Here is a 16,765-nt window from a genome sequence, read left to right on the forward strand (position 1 = left end):
TGAGTTGCCGCTATCGTCGGACTAGCTTACGGTCCTCGGACGCTCCAGACGGTTAAGTCCCGGCCAGCGGAAGGCCGCCCATTCCGGCTGACGACGGGTTATTCGCGTGACGACAACGGTCATATCGTCCTTCACCCCTCCGGGGTGCTGGCGCAATGCCGTGTCCAGCAGAGCTTCCGCAATATCCTGCGGCTCCTCCTCCTCCAGCTCCTGAAGCACCCGCTTCATCCACAGCTCTTTATTGATCGCATGGCCGGGCGCGTCCAGAATCCCGTCCGTCATCATGATCAGCGTATCGCCCGGCTGGAGCTGCACCTGCAGCAAATCGATCTCGATATCTTGCAGAATCCCGATTGGCAGATTGTTCGCCGCAATCGGGATGATCTCCCTTCCCCGCTTAATAAAGCTCGGCGTCGAACCGATCTTAAGCATCGTCGCATGCGCGGTGTACAAGTCGATCAGCGCCAGATCGACGGTGGCGAACATCTCCTCCGGCGAACGAAGCAGCAGAATGGAGTTCACCGACTTCACCGCCAATCGCTCGTCGATGCCCGATTGCAGCAGCTGCTCCAGCATCGATAACGCCGCGCTGCTTTCCATGCGCGCCCGCACTCCGTTGCCCATGCCGTCGCTGAGCGCGACCGCGAACTTGCCGTTGCCGAGCTCGACCGTGCTGAAGCTGTCTCCCGACAGCAGGTCTCCGTCCTTCGCGGCTCCCGCCACTCCCGTCTCTATTTCGTAAAGCTTAGCCGAAGCAAATGTAACCGTACTTAAATGCGCGGCGGGCTCCCCGCTCCTTTCCCCGCTCACCGTCACCGTCTCCCCGAGAATTTCCGTCAGAATCGGCGCGATCATCTTGCGGCATTCATCGTAGCCGGTGCGGAAAGCATGCACCATCTCAATATCGATATGTCCCTCCTCCAGGCTTATGATATCTATGGATTGAATCGCCAGCCCCAGATGCTCAAGGGCATCCCGGATTTGCCTCTCCTGAGCCTCCATCTGTTTGGCTTCGCGACGGATTTCCTTAACCAAATCGTCCATGACCTGCGACACTCCAGATAGCTGGTCGGCAACCAAAAACCGGCTGTCCTGCAGCTGCTGGCGCCAGTGCTGATCATGCCGGTACACCTCGTACTGGCGCTTAAGCACATCCAGCACGAGCGGCGTCTTCACACAGGATCTGCTCCAGGACTTGGGCATGTCGGCAGGCATGAGATCGGGGTTATGCTCCACAGCCGTCATCATGTCGGTCATCAGCTTGTACGTCTGGATGAACTGCCCGTCCCAGCACAGCGCTCTCCGGTGGCAGCCGGAGCAGGCCCTCTGGTGAACCTCGCTAACAAACTGGTCGAAGTCGCGGGTCTGGATATCCTTATCCCCGGCCTGAGTCATCTGGCGGAAGCTTCGGGAAAGCTGCCGGAAGACTTCGGAGAATTTCTCCACCCGCTCTGCCGTCAAGTCTCTAACCTTCTGGGCATAATCGTGCTGGTGCTGCGCATAGGTTGTAGTACCCGGTACGAATCGGGACAAGGAATCCGCTACCGCGCGCGGAGTTAGCAGCAGCAGCGCCGACGATGCGACCGTTGCCCAGGTTGAAGCCATCGTGCCGCTTATCGTACCGAACAAGGCGAACACCGAGGTGCCCAGCAACAGTCCGAACACGGAGGCGGCCTTGCCCCCTTCCCGCAGAAGTCCGGCCATCAGTCCCCCGAAGGCCAGCAGCCCGATCTCCGACGTTGCGCCCAGATCGGACAAGCTCAGAATCATGCCGGCGACAACGCCTGCCGAGGTGCCGAGCGCCGGCCCCCCCGCGAACGCCGTAAGCACAACGATATAACGGGACAGAACGCCTGCCAGAGCTACGCCGTAGACGGACCAGCCTGTCAAGCCCGTGAGCAGGCAGGCAAGGAGAATGAGGATGCCGATCCACTCCTCGTGGCGGAGCTCCGGCGACTTCCTTGTCTTCGTCAGCACGGGCAGGGCATGAACGAAAAGCAAGGTCAGTACAAACGCAAGGCCCGCCTCTACAAGCGTCAGCAAATACGGCATCCAGCCCGTATCGGTTCCCAGCAGAGCAGCGAAGAGCTTAACAAGCAATGTGGAGGCGAATACGACGACAGGCGCTTGGGACAGCTCGGCCTTCTCATAGAGAACCAATGCCCGATAGAGAAGATAGATCACGCCCATCTCGGCGCAGATGACTGCAGGCATCGGTTCAATAGCCCAGAAGCTGCCCGCTGCGAGAGAAAGCATCGCCCAGAAAGCCATGTCCTTGCGCAGGTAGAGCACCACTCCGAAGAAAGCCGCCGCGAATGGCGTAATCCCCTCCAGCATGGACGCTCTCCCGAGGAGGAAGCCGACTCCAATCATCAAGAGTACCCATTGCTGCTCCCGTATCGCTTTGATCCATCTAAGCGGTCTGGAAGGCTTCCCGGCAAGATCCCCGGATCGCGCTTTCTCGGTAGATCTCCGCTTCTGATACCATTTCTTGCGCCCTTGTCCCGGAACAAGGGAAGGACCCGCCCCCGTACGCGGTACGAAAGGAACGACTGACGGCTTGTCCACGATGCACACCCCATTTACCAGATTGAATTGTGTTCTTAATTATAGGGGGGGGCCTTCATGAAGTTTGTCAGAAACGGTTGGCGAGCGAAAAGTTTTTTCCGACAGGTTCCGGGCTCGGCCTGGCGAGAAGCTGCGCGAATCTGCGAAGCGTAGGCGGCCCATGGCTTGGGCCTATGCTCGGCGACCGATTCGAACCGTCATTCCCGTCTATTGCGACAACGAAAAAACGCGCTCATCCGACGGGGGATGGCGCTCTTTGCCGTTGGCCCGCAGACGCGAATCGCGCGCGCATGCCGGATGGACGCGAATGGTTGCGGTGCGGCGGAAGAAAGCATCGACGCATTGGCCGCAACGCACAGCAAAGCCGGGTCCCGAAGGCCCGGCTTGAAGGTTACGCATTGCTTATATCTTACGAACGACGCCCGCCGCGTCCGCCGCGTTTGGATTCCGTGCTTTTCTTAAGAGTAGAAATTCGTTCTTCACTGTCCTTGAGGAAGCGAGACAATTTGTCATCAAAAGAGGGAGACCTTCCGAACCCACCTGGTTTGGAGGGACGACCACCACGATCGCGCGGTCCTCGTTGTTGCGATTGCTGCGTTTGTTGCTGTTCCGGCGGTTTGTCCACAGCTTGACGAATGGATAGGCCGATCTTCCCGTCCTTATCGACGTTGATGACCTTGACCGTAACCATGTCATTGATCTTAAGATGCTCGTGAACGTCTTTTACATAGCTGTCCGCGATCTCGGAAATATGAACGAGTCCTGTAACCCCGCCCGTCAAATCTACGAACGCTCCGAAATGCGTAATGCCGGTAACCTTGCCCTCCAGTTTGGTTCCCACTTCGATGGCCATAAAAACGGATGTTCCTCCCTGAACCTAATTATGCCCAGACTCTCGGAGTCCGGTTATGAAAATTATAAACGACAAGCGGAAGCGAGGTCAACTGACGTTAGACTACCTCTGGCTTATTCTGCGAACTTATTTTGTTTCGATGCGTACTTCTCCGGGCAGACCCAGTCCGTATTCCTTGCGAGCGATCTGTCCGATATACTCGTCATCGTTCAAGCGGGCGATCTGCAGCTCCAGTTCGTCGTTCTTGGCTTGGGCATCGGAAAGATTGCGATTGGCTTCTTCCAATTGACCGGAACGATCGTTAATCTGGGCGTATTGCGAGATAAGAACATAGACGGCCCAGCTCATAAACAGCACGATAACAAAGAGCAACAGCTTCAACCTTCTGCGCGCCCCTGCCGCTGCGGGCTTCGCGGTCGTTGTACGTGAAGACAATCCGATGCCTCCTTCCCAAGCTTCGTACGCCTCAAAATAGAGAGACGCAACCATTATAGCATAGGTCCCAAGGCCAAAATATCCATCTTGCGATTCAAATTATGCAGGCATTACGGAGCAGATTCTGTCGAACAGAGGCCATCTATGGCTTCTTGCCGAAGATATCCCGAATTTGCCTGGCCTTGTCCTTCATTCTCTGAAACGCACGGCCCACGGGCTCCAGCTTCCTTCTGACGGGAAGGAGCCGCGCCCACATCCAGCGCCCCGTCCCGCGCAGCGGCTTGAACAGCAGCTTGCCAAGCCATAGCACCACTGCCGCCGTTACGATGAACAGCACATCCAACAGCTTGGCAAGCAGGCGAACAAGCCACAGGAAAGGGACGATCACTATTGTATTAACCAGCTTCCATGCCAACTGAAACAGCGATTTGAGGAAATCGATCAGATAACCGGAAAGCTTGACCACCCATTGGCTGAACAGGCCGAAGTAACCCGTCACCCCGATGCCCAAGCCAAGAAACACGTACAACCGGACCTCGCCATGATTGCTGCCCAGCAGAACGGCGAACACGCCCAGGGTCGCGGCAGCCCAGTAAGCCGCATCGAGCGCGGGCAGCAGCCAGCGGGCTACGTGAAACCGATGGGAGGCGACGCGATAGACGTCGAAAGCCAGCCCCATGACGAGTCCGCACAGCATCATGGAGGCGATCGTCATGCCTTGCGCCGCAGCACTCACTTGAACAGCTTCCCGAACAGGCCCTTGGATTTGGTTCCGCCGCCGCCATCCAGATAGACCAAGGAGTGAATGGCGCCCTCAATGGAGACCAACCCTTGCTCCAGGCTCAAGTTCTTCATATGCAGATGCTGTCCGCGAACGGTCAGAAAGCCGCACTCCGTTTCCAACAGAAATTCCTCGTTGTCGAAGCTTTCCACGTTGCTGACGCCCGTAATGTCGAGCGATTTGCGATTCAACATCCGGACTTCCTGATGCTTGGCACCCTTCTGGTGTTCCATGGCACGTCCCTCCTTGCCTTTAAGACTAGCCTATGGGCAGGGGACGCGAATTAGAACTGCCGGCAATGAGGATCGAATGCGGAGAGAGCTAACGGATTAGGACGCACACCGGCCTCTGAACCGTCAGCTCGGCTCCCGCAAAGATCGGCAGTCCGGATTGAGGCTCGATCTTGAACAAAATAACCGAATCCGAGTCCTGATTGGCGGCAACAAGCCATTGGCCGTCCGGGGACAACGAGAAGTTTCTCGGCGTCTTGCCTCTTGTGGAGACATGTCCCGAGGCTTGCAGCTCACTCGTTCCTTCGTTCAGGCGAAACACGGCAATGCTGTCATGGCCCCGATTGGAGGCATAGACGAATCGGCCATCCGGGGAGACTGCAATTTCCGCGCACGTATTTTCCCCGGTGAAGGAGGCTGGGAGGGTCGACACCGTCTCCTGACGAACCAGCTTGCCCGGCTCGGGATACGCAAACCGCGTTACCGTGCCGTCCAGCTCGTTGAGCGCGTATACGGCTTGGCCGGACGGATGAAAGGCAAGATGGCGGGGACCCGTTCCCGGCTCCAGCGATACGGCATCGCTGGCGGTCCATTCATGGGCTTCCGGTCCTCGGGTATAGACCATGATCTTGTCCATCCCCAGGTCGGCTACGAACAAGTATTGACCATCCGGGCTGAACGTCACCGAATGCGGGTGAGGCCCTTCCTGCCGCGCCGCATTCGGACCGGAGCCCGTATGACGGAACCGGATGGAAGGCGGGCCCGGGCGCGTATCGGGGCGAATCGGATACATCATGACGGAAGCCCCGCTATAATTGGAGACGGCCAGCCAATCCTCCGCTCCGGCAAGCGTCACATGGCAAGGGTCGGCCCCGTGAGTGGGATGATATTGGCCAGGCCCCAGCTTGCGGGTATCGGCTTCGATCGGGAACGAAGCCAGTTGGCCGCCCTCCGCCTTGTCTCCGTCGACATCGATATGCTCGCCGGTCTCGCTGACCGCGAACAGTCGCGTGCCCGCTTTATTCATGCGAAGGAACGACGGATTTTCGATGCCTCCGTACTCTGCCGTCTTGACGAGCTCCGCCGTCTCCGGCAGCAGCTCCGCCCTCGTAATCCCCACTTCGTTCTTGGCGCTGTATGCGCCGATCCAGATTTCGAGAGCTTTAGTCATGTCTTATTGCTCCTTTAGAATAGAAATGGGGCTTTCCCATAAGTAAAAGTGTCGCACGAACCGTTAAAAGGTGATTTCAGGATCGTATGAGGCAGTCTCCGGGGGAGATACATGCGCTTTTTCTTGATCGATCATCTTATATGACCCAACTTATGAAACGCCCCCATTATTATACAACATTTAGCAGTATTTCCGTACGATGCGGACCTCGTTCAAGTAGTCGACGAAGTTCACGCCTTGCTTCTTCTTGATATAGCCGAGAGCAAATCCGATGATCGGATTGATAGGCCCGAATCGCGGCTAACGCGAGAAGAACGGGAATTCCGCAGGTTTTCAGAGCCTCCAGCAGGTAGACGACCAACCTAAAGTAAGCAGGATCGGCCAGAAGCAAGCTATCTATCGAAAAGACCGATTGCTTCAGCGATAACAGATACGCCGCAACGTCCGCAAAGACGGTGGACGGAATGAAATAGGGAACTAAGAATAAGAGAACGAACGCATTCCGTAGCCGGGCAGATTGAATTCCGCTCAACGCGATCGCGAGCACAAGAGATACGGTTCCGACGACGGCCATATACGAGAGCTTGATCGCGAGTGTGTTCCCTAGAACGCTAACGAATTCCGGCATACCGAATAGCGCTTCGAAGTTCGCCCAACCTGTCCATTCGCTCCCGAATATACCTTTGAACGGCTTCACATCGGTAAAGGCCATGCGAACGCCGGCAATAAGCGGAAACATTTTCAATAGAAAAATAAGAAGCAGAGGCAGAAATGCCAATAGGTAGTGGAATTTAAGGCAAAACAGAGAAAACCGCCGGGAGCCTGCAGAATCCCTCCTGCGAAAGCCGATGTGTTACGTGATGGAATCCAAATATATTCGGCATAGTTGCTCCAAAGACAGATCCGACTGAAGATTAGGCGAGGACTCCCCTCCGATTAGCCCGTATACGACCGAGTGGAAAACAATCGGCCCAATGAACATCTTCATCGACATCTCCGCATCATTCTCGTCCAGCTTCACCAATCCGCTTCGTTTACAGCTCCGAAGTAAATCCGTCATCCGTCCCGTGCTTCTCGGGATCGCTGCGAGAAACGTTTCGCTGAGCTCGGGAAACCGGGGGCCCTCTGAAAAAATAATGCGAAGAATCGAAATATACTGAGGGTCATTCAACTTTCGTGAGATCATATCAGCCATCGTGAGCAGAATTCGGTACAACTGCTCCCGATTCTCGGGAACGGGCCAGCTTGCAGGCTCAGGCTGCTCTTCTTCCGTAAGCTCCCGAATCACTTCGCTCAGGAGATCGGCGAACAGCCGCTCCTTCGTATCGTAATAGCGATATAAAGTCTGTTTGGAAATCCCGGCTTCCAATGTGACGCTGTCCATGCTTGTTCCCGCATAGCCCCGGTATAGAAACAAATGACGGGCAGCCGCCAGAATTTGTTTCCGTTTGGCTGCCTCTCGCGGCGACAGGTTCGTCATAGACACAGAAACACCTCCGTGCGCTCATTAGAGTTCCTATCAGTATTCCATATAATCGCAGCAGGGGTCAATCAAACGTATAATTTTGGCAAAACGCGTGCTATAATCAAACCAAACCGTACAGTTTGATTCTATTATTTGAAGGCTGCCCGCTAGATTGGGAGCACTTCGTGTGCAGGAGGAGTATTCGCAATGATCAGCTCAAAAAAGGTTGTAACGAAGGCTGGCAAGAGCGGTATTGGGGCACCTATTCGCGAGAAAATGAGAAGCGCATCTCTGCTGCTGCTCGCCTTAACGCTGTGCATGGTTGCCATGCCGGGCACAGCTGGCGCCGTCTCCAACGGGACGACGGACGGCACGTACGATTTCGGCGGAACGCTCGGTCCCAACGAAGGCGGCTACAGAAAAGTCGGAGACAAGTTCAGAGTCTCCACCGGATTCGCGCAAAGCGGCACGAGCATTACAGCAGCCAGCCAGACGGATGCCAACCAGACCGGAAACCTGTTTATTCAGGCGGAATGGACAACGGTGAACAGAAGCTTCACCTTTAAGGATTTGGGTATTCGTTCGACTCAGAACGGCGTCGTGATGAACTTTCTTAATTTGACTTTCTACGACAAGAACGGATCGGTGATCGACACGGTCAGCAATTATGGCAGCGGTCAAACGAACAGAACGCTATCCTCGACAAGTACTTTAAAGCTATCGAGCTGGTTAAACAGCGGAAAGCCTTTCAACTATGGCAACGTGGTGACGGTAGGAATTTGGTGGTCGTTCGCAGGAGGAGTCGCGCCCTCGAAGCTTCAAATCGACAATATCACAATTGCGAACGTGCAACCCGGTTTCGGGCTGACGTACAACGGCAATGGCAACACCGGCGGAAGCGGCAGCACGGCCTACTTCGCTTCCGGAGCGAATGCAACGGTTCAGGGAAGCGGAACGCTGACGCGAACGGGTTATAATTTTGCCGGATGGAACACGCAGGCGAACGGCACGGGGACGAGCTATGCTGCGGGATCGACCGTAAAGATGAATGCAAACCTGACGTTGTACGCGCAGTGGACGCCGGCAACCTACTCGGTGACCTATAACGGCAACGGTTCGACAAGCGGAAGCCCGCCCGCGGATGCGGCGGTTTACCCGGTTGGCGCGACGGTCACGACAAAGGCGGCGGGTTCGCTGGCAAGAGCCGGATACACATTCGCCGGATGGAATACAAAGGCTGACGGCACAGGCGCAAACTATGCGGCTAACGCCGCGTTCGCGATGGGAACAGCCAATGTGACGTTGTATGCGAAGTGGACGATCAATCCGACCTATAAGGTGGTGTATAACGGAAACGGTTCGACGGCTGGCGCCGCTCCAACGGACGGCTCCAGCTACGCGACTGGCGCGACAGTGACGGTGAATGCGGCCGGTACGCTCGCGAGGACGGGCTATACGTTCGCCGGTTGGAATACGGCCGCCAACGGCACAGGCGCGAACTATGCGGCAGGCGCAACGTTCGCGATGGGGTCGGCCAATGTGACGTTATATGCGAAATGGACGCTGATCCCCACCTACAAGGTGACTTATAACGGCAACGGCTCCACAGGCGGAACCGCTCCGACGGACGGCGCAAGCTATGCGGCAGGCGCGACGGTGACGGTGCCTGGCGGCGGAACGCTGACGAGAACGGGATATACGTTCGGGGGCTGGAATACCAAGGCCGACGGCACCGGCACGAACTATGCAGCCAACTCCACGTTTGCCATGGGAGCGGCGAACGTAACGCTGTATGCAAAGTGGACGCTGATCCCCGCCTATAAAGTCGCTTATAACGGCAACGGCTCGACGGCCGGAGCCGCTCCGACGGATAGCGCAAGCTATGCGGCAGGTTCGACGGTGACGGCGCTCGGCGGTGAAACGCTAACAAGAACGGGATATACATTCGGGGGCTGGAATACGGCCGCCAACGGCACAGGCGCGAACTACGCGGCGGGTTCCACGTTCGCAATGGGGTCGGCTAATATGGCGCTGTATGCGGTATGGACGCCGATTCCCACCTATAAGGTGATATACAACGGGAATGGCGTCACAAGCGGAGGCGTTCCCGTCGACGGCGGCAGCTACGCGGCAGGCGCGACAGTGACGGTGCTCGGCGGCGGTACGCTGATGAGAACGGGATATACGTTCGGGGGCTGGAATACGGCGGCTAACGGCAGCGGAACGAGTTATGCGGCAGGCTCCACGTTCGCAATAGGGTCGGGCAATGTGATGCTGTACGCCATATGGAACCCCGTTCCGACCTATTCGGTAACGTACGACGGAAATGGAGCGACCGGCGCGCCGCCAACCGACGCTGCCCTTTACCCTAGCGGCGCATCCGTTACCGTACAACCAAATGCTGGTCTGGTCAATGGAACGGACAACTTTGCAGGCTGGAATACGGAGGCCGACGGCAGCGGAACGAGTTATGCGGCCGGAACGAGCTTCGCGATGGGAGCTGCCGACGTGACGCTGTATGCGATATGGACGCCCGCCCCAACCTATTCGGTTACGTATACGGTCTACGGGGCCACGGGCGGCAGCGCCCCAATCGACGGCAACAGCTACTTGGCCGGCACAATGGTGACAGTGCTAGGGCCGGAAACGTTGACGAACGACGGATTCGTATTTGCCGACTGGAATACGCAGCAGGACGGCAGCGGGGATTCCTACGCCGAGAATGCGACTTTTTCGATGCCGGCGGAGGATGTGACGTTGTATCCGATGTGGTTGGCCGTACCGGGCTACTCCGTCACGTATGACGGCAACGAAGCAACGGGGGGGAGCGTGCCGACGGACTCCGACGTTTATTTAACCGGAGACCCGGTAGCCGTTGCCTCCCAAGGCACTTTGACGCAAGTCGGATTCGCCTTTGCGGGCTGGAACACGAAAGCCGACGGCAGCGGCATCGATTACTCGGCCGGATCGACGATGACTATGACCCCCGCCAACGTCAGATTGTACGCGCAATGGACGCCGGCCATCACCTACTCCGTCATCTACGACGGCAACGGCGCGACCGGCGGCAGCGCCCCAAGCGACTCGGGCGGATATTTGTCTGGCGTGCAGGTTCAGGCCCAAGACTCGGGGACGCTCAAAAAACAGTGGTTTACATTCGCCGGCTGGACGACTCAGCAGGACGGCACAGGGCCGACAATCGCTCCGGGCGAGTGGTTGACGATCGCCGACGACGATGTGACGCTCTATGCGAAGTGGACGCCGGTTCCCGTATATTCCGTCACTTATGACAGCAATGGCGCGACGGGAGGCAGCCCGCTCGACGACGACAGTATCTATGTGACCGGAGAGGTTGCGTCGGTATTGGGCGCCGGAACGCTTGTGAACGAAGGCTTCAGGTTTGGTGGTTGGAATACGGAGCGCGACGACAGCGGCACGGATTTTGAAGTCGGAGACCCATTAACCATCGCAACGGCGGATGTGACGCTGTACGCGCAGTGGATGCCGCTCTACATGGTTTCTTACGACGGCAACGGGGCGACGGGAGGAACGGTGCCAATCGATTCGACGGCATACCTGAAAGTCGATTGGGCAACTGTGCAGCCGCAGAACTCGCTGGCGAGAACGGGGTACATTTTTGAGAAGTGGACGACACAACCAAATGGAGGCGGCTCGTCATACCTACCCGGAGACCCGCTCCAAATCGGCGACGATGTCGTTCTGTACGCCAAATGGTCCTTGATTCCCACTTATTTGGTGACGTACAACGGCAACGGCGCGACGGCAGGCGCCGAGCCGACGGACGGATATGCGTACGCGGCGGGAGCCTCCGTCACGTTGCTGACCAAAGGATCGTTGACGTACCTCGGGTACACGTTCTCCGGTTGGAATACGAAAGCCGACGGCACGGGTACGGCATATGCGCCCGGAGCGATCATCACGATGGGCGCCGCAGATCTGGGACTGTATGCGCAATGGACAAAAGATCCGACCTATACAATCTCCTACGTCGGCAACGGCAACACCCGCGGCGACGCGCCCGTCGACGACAACGACTATTGGTCCGGAACGACGGCAACTGTTGCCGGAAGAGGCACGTTGGCGAACCTCGCCAACTCGTTCTCCGGCTGGAACACCGCGGCCGATGGCTCGGGAACGTCTTATGCGGCGGGGGCGAGTCTGACGATCGCCTCCGAGGACGTGACGTTGTACGCGCAATGGACGCCGTCCGACACGTACTCGGTCATTTACGACGGCAACGGAGCCACGGACGGCAACCATCCGCTGGACGGTAACAGCTATGCGGGCGCAGACCCCGTGACCGTGCTCGGCAGCGGCACGCTTGTGAAGCCCGACTACAGGTTCACAGGCTGGAATACCGCTGCGGACGGCAGCGGCACGCGTTACCGCGAAGGAGATACGCTGGAGATTACCGAGAACATGATCTTATTTGCGCAATGGGGATATATATCGTCGTCCGACGGAACGATCGAGCCCAAAGCAACCGGACGCCAAGCCGCCGTACACGTGCTCGGGACGGACGAGATCAGCTTCGAAATAGATGTAAAAAGATTAGAGCGAGCCGACGGAAACCAGGAGGACAGCGTCACGCTCGATGCGGCAACGGCGGATAAAATCATGGAGTACGCCTCCCTTCACGGAGGCCGTCTCGTCAAAATCATGATCGGCGATGTTCCGGATAATCCGGCGGACGAGTTAACCGTCCTTATCCCCGCCGCCTCTGCTGACAAGCTGAAATCCATGCCGCTGGCCGTCGAGACCTCGTTCGCAACGTTAACGGTCTCGAAGCAAACGCTTGCGGCGGCACAGAGCAAGGATTTGCTGATTGTTCTGGATCCCATCGCCGACGCAGAAACGCGCGACAAGGCCGTCAACCGGGCCATCGGCTCGAACGAGGTGAAGCAAGCGACGGAAGGCCAAGGGGCGAGAGCGCTCGGAGATCCGCTACTCATCGATTTCGTCCATACCGGGAATTCGGAGGCATTATCCATTCCATTGACATCGGCGATCCTGCCGAAGGGGGCGACTGCCAAGCGTTCTTTCCTGACATCTTTGTCGTTTTATTTCGTAGGCGGAGACGGCAAATCGCAGATGCTGAGCGGACGCGTCCGTTACGGGGACAAGGGACAGCCTGTCGCGTTTGAAACGATCCTTCCGGAAGGGGAAACCGGCACGCTGACGCTCCTGACGCTGAAAGCCAAGAAGCTTCCGGCGTACATGACGGGATTCCTGGGTACCCGCTTCAACCCGGACGGCCTGCTAACAAGAGCCGAGGTCGCCGCGATCCTCCATCGACTCTTGCAAGAGGAGGGCCTCGGACATGCGGCAGCGGAGCAGCTCTTCGCGGACGTGAAAGCGGGACAGTGGCATGCCGAAGCGATAGCAGCGGTGAGCGGAGCGGGCATCATGCGCGGAGACGCGGATGGCAAATTTCAGCCTTCAGCGCAAGTGTCGCGAGCTGAAATGGCGGCGATTATCGTCAGGTGGAAAGGGCTGTCCGCGCAAGGCTTGAAGGCCTCTTTCGCGGATGCGAAGGGTCATCCCGAGGAGTCGAGCATCGCCGCGGCGGCTGCCGCCGGCTTCATGATCGGCGACGCCAGCGGCAGCTTCCATCCGGATCGTCTGTTGACCCGGGCAGAGGCGGCGACTTTGTTTAATCGGCTGACCGGCAGAACCGAGGCGCGAAGCATTGCGGAACAGAAGACGAAATGGCGGGATGTGTCCGCCGGCCATTGGGCTCTCGACGATATCGTTAAAGCAACTGAGTCAAGTCTGTTAAGATTCGACTGATCCGAAACCGACAAAATAAAGCTCACTCTATTTCATTTGCCGAGCAGGCTCGGCGTCTCGGCTTCGGGTGCAAAATAGCCGTCTCCCGTCCAGTATTTGTTCCCCTTATTGTGGATGACAATAATTTCACCAATGTCGCCCGCGCTGATCACGATATTGCGGAGAAAGCCTTCGATTTCCATCCGGTTTTTTCCCAACAGAAGCCCGTCGCTTTCGTTCAGCTTCGCGCGCAGCTGCTGGTTCGTGACGATGCTGAGCGACACGGAGTTGATGGCGTCGATTTTGGCGGTCAAATTTTTGTTGATCTGCGTGAGAATCTCCATCGTGTACTGCTTCGTGTTGGAAAGCACAACCTTCTGACTCGCCCGAAACGAAAAAGAACCGATCAAGATGACCGGAATAATGCCGATATAAATAAACGCGACAAGCAGCTTGTATCTCAGCTTCCAGTTTTTCCACGCCAGCCGGGCCGTTTTCGTTTTTCTCATGATGTTGGCCCCCGCTCCCGGATCGCGCCGACGTCAGGCGGCCCGCTGAATGGATTTATTTCGATGCTAATACTCTGTAATTGTAATCCGAAAATAAGAAAGTCATCGTCATAGTTGCCGAGCCGGAAGGGAAGCGCTTCCAAATCAGCTTAGACCGACGAGCAAAGCCACCTTTCTTTACTACATTCCCGCCTTCCTTAATTAGAATGTACTCCGTTTCTTCATTATAGGAAAGGCTTTGGGCAAAATGTAACGCGAAAATATTCGGATCGGGATGAATTTGTTCGTTAACTCGAGCACTTTAATTGTAATGCGCCGACTGAGTCGGGTTAGAGCCTTGTAAGAGTCTATGAAATATAAAAGGCGCAAGCCGCTCCATATGAATGGGAGCGGCTTGCGCCGTTTATTACGTGTTATGGAAGTCCGAAGGGATCGTCCTCGCGTTTGCGAACCTCTTCCTTCAGAATGGTATACAACCCGGCGACGTCTTCCTTGCGGGTTGACTCCGTCAAGCGCTCGATCCGCACCGTCAGCGTGCGTTGACCGAACTGGATGTCCAGCACATCCCCGACCTTGACGGCAGTGCTTGGCTTGGCCTCCCTACCGCCCAGAAGAACGCGCCCTTGGTCGGACACGTCCTTCGCGACGGTGCGCCGCTTGATCAACCGCGACACCTTCAGGAATTTATCCAGACGCATGTTTAATCCACGCTCCAAACAGGAGAGCGCCGTATTACTTGACAGCGTCTTTCAATTTGTTACCCGCTTTGAAGGCTGGCACTTTGGATGCTGGAATCGTGATGGAGTTGCCCGTTTGCGGGTTGCGACCTACGCGGCCGGAACGGCTGCGAGTTTCGAAAGTGCCGAAGCCGATCAATTGAACCTTGTCGCCCTTGGACAGAGCGTCAGTCACTTCGCCCAGGAAGCTGTTCAATACGGATTCTACGTCTTTCTTAGTCAAGCCGCTTTTGTCTGCGATGTTGTTGATCAGGTCTGTTTTGTTCATGGTACGGAATTCCTCCTAGGGTTGGAACTTTAATTCGTTCCCGCTGCCGGTCGGCGGCTGGAAACGTTGATTTTTTGATGCACGATGGATACTATTCTGTCCCCTGCTAAAAAAATCCTGCCGTTCCCTAAAAAAAATTCTCGAAATAGGTAGAAAGTACGGGGAAATCGGCGATTTTTAGGCATTATTTAGGCGAGAAGACCATTTTGGCCTCTTGCCACCAAGCTTCCATCTCTAACAAGTCAGTTTCCCCAAAGGTTTTGCCGTTTATACGCAGTTGATCTTCGATATACCTGAATCGCTCCGTGAATCTCCGGTTGGTTCCCGCCAGCGCTTCCTCGGGATCGGCTTTGATGAATCGCGACGCGTTCACGACGGCGAACAGCAGGTCGCCCAGCTCGTCCCGTTGACGTTCGGCGGATTCCTCGCTCACCGCCCGCCGCAGCTCGGTCAGCTCCTCCTCGATCTTGGCGAACACCCCGTCCAGATCCGGCCAGTCGAAGCCGACGGAGGCCGCCTTCTTCTGTACCTTATGGGCTCGGGGCAGCGCCGGCAGATCCTTGGGCACGCCATCCAGAAGCGATTGGCGTTCGGGAACGCCCTTGCGCTTCTTCTCCTCCGCTTTCATCTGCTCCCAATTGGCCAGCGCAGCTTCGGCGTCCTGGGCGTTCTTGCCTCCGAAGACGTGAGGATGGCGGAAGATCAGCTTGTCGTTCAGCTCGGCCAGCACGTCGAATACGTCGAAGGCGCCCTCTTCCTCCTCCATCTGGCTATGCAGTAGAACCTGAAGAAGCACGTCCCCGAATTCTTCCTTCATGCCGTCCGGATCGTCCAGGTCGAGCGCCTCGATTGCCTCGAACGTCTCCTCGATGAAGTTGCGCCGAATCGACTGATGCGTTTGCTCGCGATCCCACGGACAGCCTTCCGGGCTGCGCAGAATGGCGACAATCTCGTGCAGCCGTTCGAAGGAGCGCCGGAGCAGCCTGTCGTCCCGGCTGGCGGCTACATACACAAGCGTCAGATTGCCGTAGGCTTCAAGACGATCGAGCTCATACAGCGGAATACGGACGATGCTCTCCTGCCCTGCCACGCCAAGAGCTTGTCCCACAACGACCGGATGGTCGTCGGGGTAGACGCTCATCAGCGTCAGCTTCACCTCCGACGCGGTATAAGCGTCGTAGACCTGCCCGATCACTGTATGCAGCTTGGGTCTCAGGTGCTCGCGCGCAAGGTCTGCGGCATCGAGCAGCTGGAAGCCTTCAATCGGATCGAAGCCCAGCCGAGTGAACGCCTGATCCAGGAAGCTCTCGCCGCCCAACACCCGGAGCTCCACGCCTTCCGGTTCCGCTCGCTCCCGCAAGAGCTGAACGGTCCGCTCCGCGACCATCGGATGGCCGGGCACGGCGTAGACGAGCGCCTTTCCGGGCCGGCTCAGGGCCGCGCCTAGTAGCTCGGCTGCGATGATCTCGTACACTTCGCCGAACGATTCCTGCTTCTCGTATACGCGATCGAACGATTCGAACGCGATGCCCCGAAGCTTCAGGTCGGCCACCGCCGGATGGTCCTCCGTGCGCACATAACGGCGAGAAGCGCTCTCCAGAGCTTTAAGCGTGCCCAGCGTAAGCTGGTCCTCCCCGCCGGACCCCAGGCCGACGACCGTAATCAAGGGTTTCATAGCTAGAATCATCCTTCCTTCTTATCCCGATGAGTCAGGGAATGAATGCGTTGCAGCCAATCGTCGAGGCGAGTGCCGGATATGCCCGGCAGCTCGCGCCATTCGCGCGGAGCGACGGCGCCCAGGGCGACGAGCGCCGCGGCGAAGACGGCGGCCCCGAGCGCGACGCCCGGCAGGGCGACGAGGAGGGCCGCCGCGCGCGCGGGCAGGGCGGCGCTGAGCGCGCCCAGGGCGAGCGCGGCCAGCGCGACCGCAGCCGCCATCGCGGCCAGCGCAGCGCCGG

Annotated in this window: 14 protein-coding genes; 1 reads left to right on the top strand and 13 read right to left on the bottom strand. The window is 57.4% G+C overall.

The genetic code is table 11. The features are described from left to right. Positions 1-21: 21 nt before the first annotated feature. The 8 genes from spoIIE to ACFO1S_RS06775 all read right to left on the bottom strand — a co-directional run bounded on the left by spoIIE (position 22) and on the right by ACFO1S_RS06775 (position 7,518). On the bottom strand, positions 22-2,568 hold the full coding sequence (spoIIE, locus tag ACFO1S_RS06740) for a stage II sporulation protein E (protein ID WP_204605266.1): 2,547 nt from the start codon (positions 2,566-2,568) through the stop codon (positions 22-24). Positions 2,569-2,977: 409 nt separating this feature from the next. Beyond that, entirely contained in the window at positions 2,978-3,421 is a 444-nt protein-coding gene (locus ACFO1S_RS06745; RefSeq protein ID WP_204605264.1) for a S1 domain-containing RNA-binding protein, read from the bottom strand. Between the two features lie 126 nt (positions 3,422-3,547). Next, positions 3,548-3,856, bottom strand: a complete 309-nt coding sequence (locus ACFO1S_RS06750; RefSeq protein ID WP_204605263.1) for an FtsB family cell division protein — start codon at positions 3,854-3,856, stop codon at positions 3,548-3,550. Positions 3,857-3,998: 142 nt separating this feature from the next. Next, a complete protein-coding gene (yabQ, locus tag ACFO1S_RS06755) occupies positions 3,999-4,592 on the bottom strand; it encodes a spore cortex biosynthesis protein YabQ (protein WP_204605262.1) in 594 nt (197 codons plus the stop codon). Continuing rightward, positions 4,589-4,870, bottom strand: a complete 282-nt coding sequence (gene yabP, locus ACFO1S_RS06760) for a sporulation protein YabP (RefSeq protein ID WP_204605261.1) — start codon at positions 4,868-4,870, stop codon at positions 4,589-4,591. The genes yabQ and yabP overlap by 4 nt, the downstream gene beginning before the upstream one ends. Before the next feature lie 88 nt (positions 4,871-4,958). Beyond that, a complete protein-coding gene (locus ACFO1S_RS06765) occupies positions 4,959-6,038 on the bottom strand; it encodes a lactonase family protein (RefSeq protein WP_204605260.1) in 1,080 nt (359 codons plus the stop codon). 169 nt (positions 6,039-6,207) lie between these two features. Then, positions 6,208-6,750: a hypothetical protein gene (locus ACFO1S_RS06770; RefSeq protein WP_378126476.1), complete on the bottom strand. Its 543-nt coding sequence runs from the start codon at positions 6,748-6,750 to the stop codon at positions 6,208-6,210. A 141-nt stretch (positions 6,751-6,891) separates the two neighbouring features. Continuing rightward, positions 6,892-7,518, bottom strand: coding sequence for a TetR/AcrR family transcriptional regulator (locus tag ACFO1S_RS06775; RefSeq protein WP_378126480.1), 627 nt, complete (start codon positions 7,516-7,518; stop codon positions 6,892-6,894). 192 nt (positions 7,519-7,710) lie between these two features. Between ACFO1S_RS06775 and ACFO1S_RS06780 the strand changes: the two genes are divergently transcribed. Next, positions 7,711-13,314, top strand: coding sequence for an InlB B-repeat-containing protein (locus ACFO1S_RS06780; protein WP_204605257.1), 5,604 nt, complete (start codon positions 7,711-7,713; stop codon positions 13,312-13,314). 32 nt (positions 13,315-13,346) lie between these two features. Here ACFO1S_RS06780 and ACFO1S_RS06785 read toward each other — a convergent pair whose 3' ends face one another. From ACFO1S_RS06785 to ACFO1S_RS06805, 5 genes are all read right to left on the bottom strand, one after another. Next, complete coding sequence (locus tag ACFO1S_RS06785) at positions 13,347-13,802, bottom strand: CHASE3 domain-containing protein (RefSeq protein WP_204605256.1); 456 nt, start codon at positions 13,800-13,802, stop codon at positions 13,347-13,349. Between the two features lie 413 nt (positions 13,803-14,215). After that, complete coding sequence (locus ACFO1S_RS06790) at positions 14,216-14,500, bottom strand: RNA-binding S4 domain-containing protein (protein ID WP_204605255.1); 285 nt, start codon at positions 14,498-14,500, stop codon at positions 14,216-14,218. A 34-nt stretch (positions 14,501-14,534) separates the two neighbouring features. Then, on the bottom strand, positions 14,535-14,807 hold the full coding sequence (locus ACFO1S_RS06795) for an HU family DNA-binding protein (RefSeq protein WP_094048561.1): 273 nt from the start codon (positions 14,805-14,807) through the stop codon (positions 14,535-14,537). Positions 14,808-14,991: 184 nt separating this feature from the next. After that, positions 14,992-16,482, bottom strand: coding sequence for a bifunctional methyltransferase/pyrophosphohydrolase YabN (gene yabN, locus ACFO1S_RS06800; protein ID WP_204605254.1), 1,491 nt, complete (start codon positions 16,480-16,482; stop codon positions 14,992-14,994). An 8-nt stretch (positions 16,483-16,490) separates the two neighbouring features. Beyond that, positions 16,491-16,765: hypothetical protein (locus ACFO1S_RS06805; protein ID WP_378126478.1), on the bottom strand; the 275-nt coding region annotated here is incomplete at its 5' end.

Source organism: Cohnella boryungensis (genome assembly GCF_042651945.1).
In the GTDB taxonomy this organism is placed as follows: Bacteria; Bacillota; Bacilli; order Paenibacillales; family Paenibacillaceae; genus Cohnella; species Cohnella boryungensis.

What these genes read in the sequence shown, in the direction of transcription:
- ACFO1S_RS06745 (WP_204605264.1), bottom strand. Translation starts at nt 3,421, where the DNA reads ATGGCCATCGAAGTGGGAACCAAACTGGAGGGCAAGGTTACCGGCATT.
- yabP (WP_204605261.1), bottom strand. Translation starts at nt 4,870, where the DNA reads ATGGAACACCAGAAGGGTGCCAAGCATCAGGAAGTCCGGATGTTGAAT.
- ACFO1S_RS06765 (WP_204605260.1), bottom strand. Translation starts at nt 6,038, where the DNA reads ATGACTAAAGCTCTCGAAATCTGGATCGGCGCATACAGCGCCAAGAAC.
- ACFO1S_RS06770 (WP_378126476.1), bottom strand. Translation starts at nt 6,750, where the DNA reads ATGGCCTTTACCGATGTGAAGCCGTTCAAAGGTATATTCGGGAGCGAA.
- ACFO1S_RS06775 (WP_378126480.1), bottom strand. Translation starts at nt 7,518, where the DNA reads ATGACGAACCTGTCGCCGCGAGAGGCAGCCAAACGGAAACAAATTCTG.
- ACFO1S_RS06780 (WP_204605257.1), top strand. Translation starts at nt 7,711, where the DNA reads ATGATCAGCTCAAAAAAGGTTGTAACGAAGGCTGGCAAGAGCGGTATT.
- ACFO1S_RS06785 (WP_204605256.1), bottom strand. Translation starts at nt 13,802, where the DNA reads ATGAGAAAAACGAAAACGGCCCGGCTGGCGTGGAAAAACTGGAAGCTG.
- ACFO1S_RS06790 (WP_204605255.1), bottom strand. Translation starts at nt 14,500, where the DNA reads ATGCGTCTGGATAAATTCCTGAAGGTGTCGCGGTTGATCAAGCGGCGC.
- ACFO1S_RS06795 (WP_094048561.1), bottom strand. Translation starts at nt 14,807, where the DNA reads ATGAACAAAACAGACCTGATCAACAACATCGCAGACAAAAGCGGCTTG.
- yabN (WP_204605254.1), bottom strand. Translation starts at nt 16,482, where the DNA reads ATGAAACCCTTGATTACGGTCGTCGGCCTGGGGTCCGGCGGGGAGGAC.